Consider the following 7801-nt stretch of genomic DNA (forward strand, 5'->3'; position numbering starts at 1 on the left):
GGATCCGGGCATGAGCGTTTTCCGTGCCGCCCGCGATTTCCTGCTCCACGCCGACGCCGCCACCGCCCGCCGCGACTTCCGCTGGCCGGAGCTCGCGGAGTTCAACTGGGCGCTCGACTGGTTCGACGGGGTCCTGGCCGCCGAGACGCCGGACGCCGTCGCGCTCAAGATCGTGGGGGCGAGCAGCGCCCGCTACACGTTCGCCGAGCTGTCGGCCCGCTCCAACCAGGTCGCGAACTGGCTGCACCTGCAAGGTGTGCGCCGGGGCGACCGGATCCTGCTCATGCTGGGCAACCAGGCCGAGCTGTGGGAGTCGCTGCTGGCCGCGATGAAGCTGGGCGCGGTCATCATCCCGGCCACGACGCTGCTGACGGCCAAGGACATCGCCGAGCGCATCGCTCGGGGCCGCGTCTCCCACGTGATCGCCGACGCCGCCGACGCGGGGAAGTTCAGGTCCGGCGAGTACACGAAGATCGCTGTGGGCGACGCCTACAACTGGCTGCCGTACCACGAGGCGTACGAGGAGAGCCAGCGCTTCACCCCCGACGCTCCGACCCGGGCCGGCGACACGCTGCTGCTCTACTTCACCTCGGGCACGACCTCGCAGCCCAAGCTGGTCGAGCACACCCATGCCTCCTATCCGGCCGGGCACCTGTCGACGATGTTCTGGATCGGGCTCAGGCCCGGCGACGTGCATCTCAACGTGTCCTCGCCGGGGTGGGCCAAGCACGCGTGGAGCAACGTCTTCGCCCCCTGGAACGCCGGCGCCACCGTGCTGATCCACGACTACCGCCGCTTCTCCGCCCCGGCGCTGCTCGAGGTGCTGCGGGACGAGCAGGTCACCACGTTCTGCGCGCCGCCGACCGTCTGGCGGATGCTCATCCAGGAGGACCTGGCGGCGTGGACGACGCTGCCCCTGCGTACGGCGGTGGCCGCCGGCGAGCCGCTCAACCCCGAGATCATCGACCAGGTGGCCAAGGCGTGGGGCATCACGATCAGGGACGGCTACGGCCAGACCGAGACCACCGCGCAGATCGGCAACGCGCCGGACGAGCCGGTCAGGCCCGGGTCGATGGGGCGTCCGCTGCCCGGCTACGACGTGGTGCTCCTCGACCCGGTCACCGGCGAGCCCGGGGACGACGGCGAGATCTGCCTGCCTCTGGACGACCGCCGCCCCCTCGGCCTCATGTCCGGATATGTCGGCGGATTGAGTGATGCGATGCGCGCCGGCTTCTACCACACCGGCGACGTCGCCACCCGCGACCAGGACGGCTACATCACCTACGTGGGCAGGACCGACGACGTCTTCAAGGCCTCCGACTACCGCATCTCGCCGTTCGAGCTGGAGAGCGTGCTGCTGGAGCATGAGGCCGTGGCCGAGGCGGCAGTGGTGCCCGCCCCCGATCCGGTACGCCTGGCCGTACCGAAGGCCTATGTGACGCTCGCGCCCGGGTTCGAGCCGGACGAGGCGACCGCGCGGTCGATCTTCGAGCACTGCCGCAGGGAGCTGGCCCCCTACAAGCGGGTACGGCGGCTGGAGTTCGACGAGCTGCCCAAGACGATCTCCGGCAAGATCCGCCGGGTCGAACTGCGGGTGCGCGAACCCCGGAGGGAATACCGGGAGGAGGACCTCGGCCAGTGACAAAGCGTAAATGGCCCCATGGCCGTTCTTACATTCTGATCGGCTAGGCTCTGCCCCGTGTTGCCCACCATCGCCGACGTGCTCGCCCTGGAGACCGTACGCCGGGGCAGCCCGCGCGTGGTCGCGGGCGCCGACCGGCTCGACTCCAAGGTGCGGTGGGTGCACGTCGGCGAGATCGCCGACATCGCCCACCTCCTGCGGGGAGGGGAGCTGGTGCTCACCACGGGCGTCGCGTTGCCCGAGGACCCGGAGAAGCTCGCCGACTACATCGGCGAGCTTTCCTCTGTCGGCGCCTCCGGGCTCATCGTGGAGCTGGGCCGCAGGTTCGTCCGCGAGCTGCCCCGTGCCGTGGTCAAGTCGGCCGAGGAGCACGGGCTGCCGGTCATCGTGCTGACCCGCGAGACGCCGTTCGTGCAGATCACCGAGTCCGTCCACTCCCGGATCATCGACATCCAGCTGGAGGAGCTGCGGGCCTCCGAGCAGCTCCACGAGGTCTTCACCGAACTGTCGGTCGAGGGCGCGTCGCCCGCCGAGGTGCTCGCCCAGGTGTCCAGGCTCTCCAACCGGCCCGTGCTGCTGGAGAACCTCGCGCACCAGGTGCTGGCCTGCGAGTCCGCCGGTCGCGACGCCGGCGCGCTGCTGGCCGGCTGGGAGGCCAGGTCCCGGGCGGTGGCCCCGTCCGAGCGCACCGCGTACGACACCGCCTCGGGATGGCTGGTCACCACGGTCGGGGCGCGCGGGCAGGACTGGGGGCGGCTGATCCTGATCTGCGACTCGCCGCCGACGCCGCGCGACATGGTGCTGGCCGAGCGCGCCGCCACGACCCTCGCCCTGGGGCGCCTGCTGGAGCGCCACCAGGAGTCACTCGAACGCCAGGCGCACGGCACGATCATCACCGGCATCCTGACCCACGCCTACGCCGACCCCGACGAGGCCGCCGCCCGCGCCCGCGCCGTCGGCGTGCCGCTCACCGGCCGCAAGCTGATCAGCGTGGTCATCAGGCCGACCGAGCCGGCCGACCAGGCGCTCGACGGCCAGGCCCAGCTCGGCGAGCTGGCCGAGGCCACCGCCGCCGCCTGCCGCGACATCCGCCTGCCCGCCCTGGTCGGCGCGCTCGACCAGGAGCGGGTGGGGATCCTGCTGCCCCTCCCGCCACGCAGCCAGGCCGAGCCCGCGCTGACCGCGCTCTCCGAGCGGCTGCGGGTGCTCTGGCGGCCGGGGTCCTCCTTCGTGCTGGCGGCCGGCTCGGTGGTGGAGTCCATCAGGGACGTACGGCGGAGCTTCCTCGAGGCCGAGCAGGTGGCCGACGTGGCCGTCCGCCAACCGGACGGCCGGGCCTTCTACCGGCTGCCGGACCTGCGCCTGCGCGGCCTGCTGCACCTGCTGCGCGATGACGCCCGGCTGCAGACGTTCGCGGAGCGGGAGCTCGGGCCGCTGCTGGCGCACGACGCGCAGCGGGGCGGCGACCTGACGCGGATCCTGCGCATCTACCTCGACGCGGGGCGCAACAAGGCGGTCGCCGCGCAGAAGGCCCACCTGTCCAGGCCCGCCTTCTACGACCGGTTGCGCCGCCTCGAACGCATCCTGGACACCGACCTCGACGACGTCGAGTCGTGCATGTCGCTCCACGTGGCCCTGCTGGCCCTGGAGTCCTTCCGCCGCGAACCCCGCTGACACCACACCGGCGCGGGGGCGCCCGCCCGATTGACGTCGCAAGTGTGCCCCTCTTCTTCAACGCCCTCGAGGCGGCGGCGCACCGGACTCGTGACTCCGATGTTCGACTACTTCGGCGGCCTGGGCCTGCACACGCTCGTCGCGGCGGCCAGGATGGGCGTCTTCGACGCCCTGCGCGAACGCCCGTCCACCGGCGGGGAGCTCGCCGCCGCGCTGCGGCTCGATCCCCGCTCCACGGACGTGCTGTTACGCGCCCTGGCCGGGCTCGGCTACCCGCGTGCCAGGCGCGGCCGGTACGGCCTGACCCGCGCGTCGCGGCTGTGGCTCGTGACCGGCTCGCCGACGTCGCCGGTGGCGGGGCTGGAGTTCTGGGAGCGTACCGCGTGCGTGATCTGGCCCAGGCTGGGCGCCCGTTGCGCGCCGTGCCCGCCGAACCGGCCATCGCCCTCAGAAACCCATAGCGGCCCGTACCTCCTCGAGCGTCGCGACCGCCCGCTCCCGCGCCTTCTCATTGCCGGCGGCCAGGATGGCTCTCACATCTGTCTCGGCGAGCTCGGCGCGGCGTTTCCTGATCGGCCGCAGGAACTCGTTGACCGCCTCGGTGGCCAGACCCTTCAGCGCGGCGGCGCCCCCGTTCCCGATCTCCTCGGCGATGTCCTGCGGCGGGCGGCCGAGACAGAGCCCGGCCAGCGTGAGAAGGTTCGCCACCTCGGGGCGGTGCGTCTCGTCGAACGTGATCAGCCGGTCGGAGTCCGTGCGGGCCTTGCGGATGAGGGCGGCCGTCTCGTCGTCTGTGGCCGACAGAGCGATCGCGTTGCCGCGGCTCTTGCTCATCTTGCCGCCGTCGAGCCCCTTGAGCATCGGCCGCTCGCCCATCATGGCCTCGGGCAACGGGAACACCTCGCCGTACCGCTCGTTGAAGCGGCGCGCCACCAGCCGGGTCACCTCGACGTGCGGGAGCTGGTCCTTGCCGACCGGCACCAGCGTGCCCTTGCAGAACAGGATGTCGGCCGCCTGGTGCACGGGATAGGTGAACATCAGGCCGCTCACCGCCGCCTGCGAGCTGTGCGCGATCTCGTCCTTGACCGTGGGGTTGCGGCTCAGCTCGGACACCGACACCAGGCTGAGGAACGGCAGCAGCAGCTGGTTCAGCTCGGGGATCGCGCTGTGCTGGAAGATCGTGACCTTGTCCGGGTCGATCCCGATCGCGAGGTAGTCGAGGAGCAACTCGGTGATGTTGCGCTGGATCTCGCCGGGCAGGTCCCGGTCGGTGATCACCTGATAGTCGGCGATCAGCACATACATCGGGTACGTGTCCTGGAGGCGTACCCGGTTGGCGAGCGAGCCGAAGTAGTGGCCAAGATGCAGCGGCCCGGTGGGGCGGTCACCGGTGAGCACGACGTCGTTCATTCTGGTCTCTCCTTGAGATCATGCCGTCCCAGGGAGGACCCGCACGCTTTAGAGGGCCGTCCCGGAGACGGCCACGCATGGGGAATTCAGCGGCCGTCCGTCGGCCGCCACCACATGCTGATGCGTGTCATACGCGGATTGTATCCGGTGCGATGTCAATCTTGTAACCTCTTCGGCCGTTTAGCGCGTTCGGCTGCCCCGAAGACCATGATCTCGTCACTATGGTGCGGTCCCTGTTCCGCCCTCTGGAGAATCCATGTCTCGACGCACCCTCGCCGGCGGCCTGGCCATAGCCGCCACCCTCACGCTCACCACTCTGCCCGCCGCCGCGGAGCAGGCGTCGGTGGCGTTCCCATCGGCCAAGTTCCCGCTGGGCGACCGGCCCGTGCCGACGAAGACAGCGACCGCCGTCACCCAGGGCATCGACCTGTACGACGTGAAGGCCGGCACGTCGACCGACGGCTACACGGTGACCGTGCTGATGCCGAGCGGCCGCGACTACGGGATGCAGTCGACCGCAGAGGCCAAGGCCGCCGAGGTGGAGGCCGCCGGGGAGACCCCCAGCGTGCAGAAGGTGATCCGGCCGAGCGTCGCCGACGCCCCCATCCAGACCGTGTACATGGTCAGGGTCGGCCTCTGGTCCCTCGAGGACAAGAAGAAGGCCGAGGAGACGGCCAAGAAGCTCAAGGACGCGGGGCTGAAGGTCAAGGTCGACTACCTCGGCGACGACGGCCTCAAGACCACCGGTCCCTGGGACGTCAAGGTCGTGATGATCGACGCCCGGACGTTCCGCGGCTCGTACGTGTCCTCGCTCGGCACCAGCGTGGCCAAGCGGGAGACCGTCTCCTCGATGGCCAAGGCCAAGCACGCGCTCGTCGGGGTCAACGGCGGCTTCTTCAACATCCACACTGACAAGGCGCTGCGCGGCGAGCCCGTCGGGGCGTCGGTGGTCGCCGGCAAGCTGCTCAGCGAGGCCGTGCCCGGCCGCTCGGCCGTGGTACTCAAGGGCCACACCGCCAAGATCACGGAGTTGAGGACGACCGTCACCGCGGCCTCCCAGGACGGCCAGAAGACCGAGGTCAACGGGGTCAACCGGGCTGTCGCGACGGACGAGCTGGTGCTCTACACGGAGGAGTACGGAGCCAAGACGCCCGCCGGCGGGACCGACGCCGTGCTCGACGCCAACGGCAAGGTCCTGGGCCTGCGGGAGTCAGGCGCCGCGGTGGCCGCGGGGACGCGGGTGCTGCACGGCAACGGCCTGGCCGCCGACTGGCTCAACGAGCACGCATTCCAGGACTGGACGGTCAAGGTCGACACCAAGGTCGTGGACCTGCGCACCAAGAAGGCGCTGCAGCTGACCCCGGACCTGTACGTGATCGCGGGCAACGTCGGACTCGTGCGCAACGGCCAGGTGAAGATCACCGCCAAGCGCGACGGCCACGACTCCGTGAACATGATCCTCCGCCGTCACCCGCGTACCCTCCTCGGCGTCACCGCCAACGGCAGCCTCATCCTGGCCGCCGTCGAAGGCCGCAACCCCGGGGTGAGCGTCGGGGCGAACTTCCACGAGGCGGCCGAGTTCATGCGCTGGCTGGGCGCCAAGCAGGCCGTCAACCTGGACGGTGGCGGCTCGACGGCGATGGTGGTCCGCGACAAGCTGGTCAACCGGCCATCGGACGGCGTGGAGCGCGGCGTCGGCGACGCCCTCCTGGTCCTGCCGCAGTAGCAGACACCACACACGCACACGCCTCGCCCGGCTGACTCACCCGGGCGAGGCCTCCTTCCGGAACGCCTCAAGCATCCAATGGCAGCCCTATGTCCGGCTTGACGGCCTTCATCGCGAGGTGGGAGGTCACCTGGGCCACCCCCGGCAGCCCGGAGAGCGTCTCAGAGTAGAACCGCTCGTACGCCGCCAGATCCGCCACCGCCACCCGCAGCAGGAAGTCCGGATCCCCGAACAGCCGGTGCGCCTCGACCACCTCCGTCATCCCCGCCACCAGCCGCTCGAACTCGGCCACCGTGTCATGATCCTCGTACCTCATCACGACCGTCACGAAGGCCTCAAACCCTCGCCCCACAGCGCCCCCGTCGAGCAGCGCCCGATAGCCACGGATGACGCCGGACTCCTCCAACTGCCGCACCCGGCGCAGGCACGGCGACGGCGTCAGCCCGACCCGGTCCGCCAGCTCGGTGTTGCTGAGCCGCCCATCCCGCTGGAGCTCTTGAAGGATCCTGCGGTCGATTCTGTCCACGGCGCAATATCCTGCCACCTCTGACGCCTGGCCAGCACAAATACACCATCGTGTGCCAACCCTCCTTGACTACCGTCACGTAAGGAGGTGAAACCCATGGACACCAGGCTCCTACTGCTCTTCCTGGGCATGGACCTGCTACTGATCTGCACTCCGGGCCCCGACATGCTCTACGTCATGGCCCGCTCGCTCGGCCAAGGGCGCCGCACCGGCCTTACGGCGGTGGCGGGCATCTGCTCGGGCTACGCCGTACACACCGTGCTGGCCGCCGCCGGCCTCGCCGCCGCACTCCGCGCGGTGCCGGCCGCGCTGCCCGCCATGCGGTACGCCGGCGCCGCATACCTGATCTTCCTCGCATTCAGGACCCTGGCGTCCCTGCGGAACCCCGCCACCCCGACCCCTGGCACGGCCCCACAGGCCACGGGCAGGGTGTTGCGACAGAGCATGCTCACGGCCCTGCTCAACCCGAAGGGCGTCCTGCTCTATCTGTCACTGATGCCGCAGTTCATCTCCACGGAGACAGGCATCCCGCTGGGCGTCCAACTCGCCGCCCTCGGCCTGTTCCACGTCGTGAACTGCGGGATCCTGTACGGCGTGATCGCCCTGGCAACCGCACGGGCCGGTCGCGCCCTGACCCGGACCCCGAAGGCGGCCCGCCGGATCTCGGCCGTCTCCGGCACGATGCTCCTCGTCGTCGCGGCCGCCACACTGGGCACCCATTGAACGCAAAAAGGGCCACCCCGAAGGGTGGCCCTTTTTCATAAATATTGTGCGGCGGTGACCTACTCTCCCACACCCTCCCGAGTGCAGTACCATCGGCGCT

At 70.2% G+C, this 7801-nt stretch carries 6 protein-coding genes and 1 pseudogene; 5 read left to right on the forward strand and 2 right to left on the reverse strand.

Annotation, left to right across the window (positions count from 1 at the left end; genetic code table 11):
- Positions 1 to 10: 10 nt before the first annotated feature.
- The 3 genes and pseudogenes from AB0J64_RS33840 to AB0J64_RS33850 all read left to right on the forward strand — a co-directional run.
- The gene (locus AB0J64_RS33840) at positions 11 to 1642 is read left to right on the forward strand and encodes an AMP-binding protein (RefSeq protein WP_364036103.1); all 1632 of its coding nucleotides are present in this window, start codon (positions 11 to 13) and stop codon (positions 1640 to 1642) included.
- Positions 1643 to 1699: 57 nt separating this feature from the next.
- Positions 1700 to 3316: a PucR family transcriptional regulator ligand-binding domain-containing protein gene (locus AB0J64_RS33845; protein WP_364036106.1), complete on the forward strand. Its 1617-nt coding sequence runs from the start codon at positions 1700 to 1702 to the stop codon at positions 3314 to 3316.
- 99 nt (positions 3317 to 3415) lie between these two features.
- Positions 3416 to 3646: pseudogene (locus AB0J64_RS33850) on the forward strand (methyltransferase dimerization domain-containing protein); the annotation flags it as partial.
- A gap of 117 nt (positions 3647 to 3763) precedes the next feature.
- Here the strand turns inward: AB0J64_RS33850 and trpS are convergent.
- Positions 3764 to 4726 (reverse strand): tryptophan--tRNA ligase, encoded by a 963-nt coding sequence (gene trpS / locus AB0J64_RS33855; protein ID WP_364036109.1) that lies wholly within the window; start codon positions 4724 to 4726, stop codon positions 3764 to 3766.
- A gap of 256 nt (positions 4727 to 4982) precedes the next feature.
- On the opposite strand from trpS, the gene AB0J64_RS33860 reads away from it, so the two are divergent.
- Positions 4983 to 6452, forward strand: a complete 1470-nt coding sequence (locus AB0J64_RS33860; protein ID WP_364036112.1) for a phosphodiester glycosidase family protein — start codon at positions 4983 to 4985, stop codon at positions 6450 to 6452.
- Between the two features lie 67 nt (positions 6453 to 6519).
- Here AB0J64_RS33860 and AB0J64_RS33865 read toward each other — a convergent pair whose 3' ends face one another.
- Positions 6520 to 6978: an Lrp/AsnC family transcriptional regulator gene (locus AB0J64_RS33865; protein ID WP_364036115.1), complete on the reverse strand. Its 459-nt coding sequence runs from the start codon at positions 6976 to 6978 to the stop codon at positions 6520 to 6522.
- Positions 6979 to 7074: 96 nt separating this feature from the next.
- On the opposite strand from AB0J64_RS33865, the gene AB0J64_RS33870 reads away from it, so the two are divergent.
- On the forward strand, positions 7075 to 7701 hold the full coding sequence (locus tag AB0J64_RS33870) for a LysE family translocator (RefSeq protein WP_364036118.1): 627 nt from the start codon (positions 7075 to 7077) through the stop codon (positions 7699 to 7701).
- Positions 7702 to 7801: the final 100 nt, after the last annotated feature.

This window comes from Nonomuraea sp. NPDC049695 (assembly GCF_040674955.1).
In the GTDB taxonomy this organism is placed as follows: Bacteria; Actinomycetota; Actinomycetes; order Streptosporangiales; family Streptosporangiaceae; genus Nonomuraea; species Nonomuraea helvata.

What these genes read in the sequence shown, in the direction of transcription:
- AB0J64_RS33870 (WP_364036118.1), top strand. Translation starts at nt 7,075, where the DNA reads ATGGACACCAGGCTCCTACTGCTCTTCCTGGGCATGGACCTGCTACTG.
- AB0J64_RS33840 (WP_364036103.1), top strand. Translation starts at nt 11, where the DNA reads ATGAGCGTTTTCCGTGCCGCCCGCGATTTCCTGCTCCACGCCGACGCC.
- trpS (WP_364036109.1), bottom strand. Translation starts at nt 4,726, where the DNA reads ATGAACGACGTCGTGCTCACCGGTGACCGCCCCACCGGGCCGCTGCAT.
- AB0J64_RS33860 (WP_364036112.1), top strand. Translation starts at nt 4,983, where the DNA reads ATGTCTCGACGCACCCTCGCCGGCGGCCTGGCCATAGCCGCCACCCTC.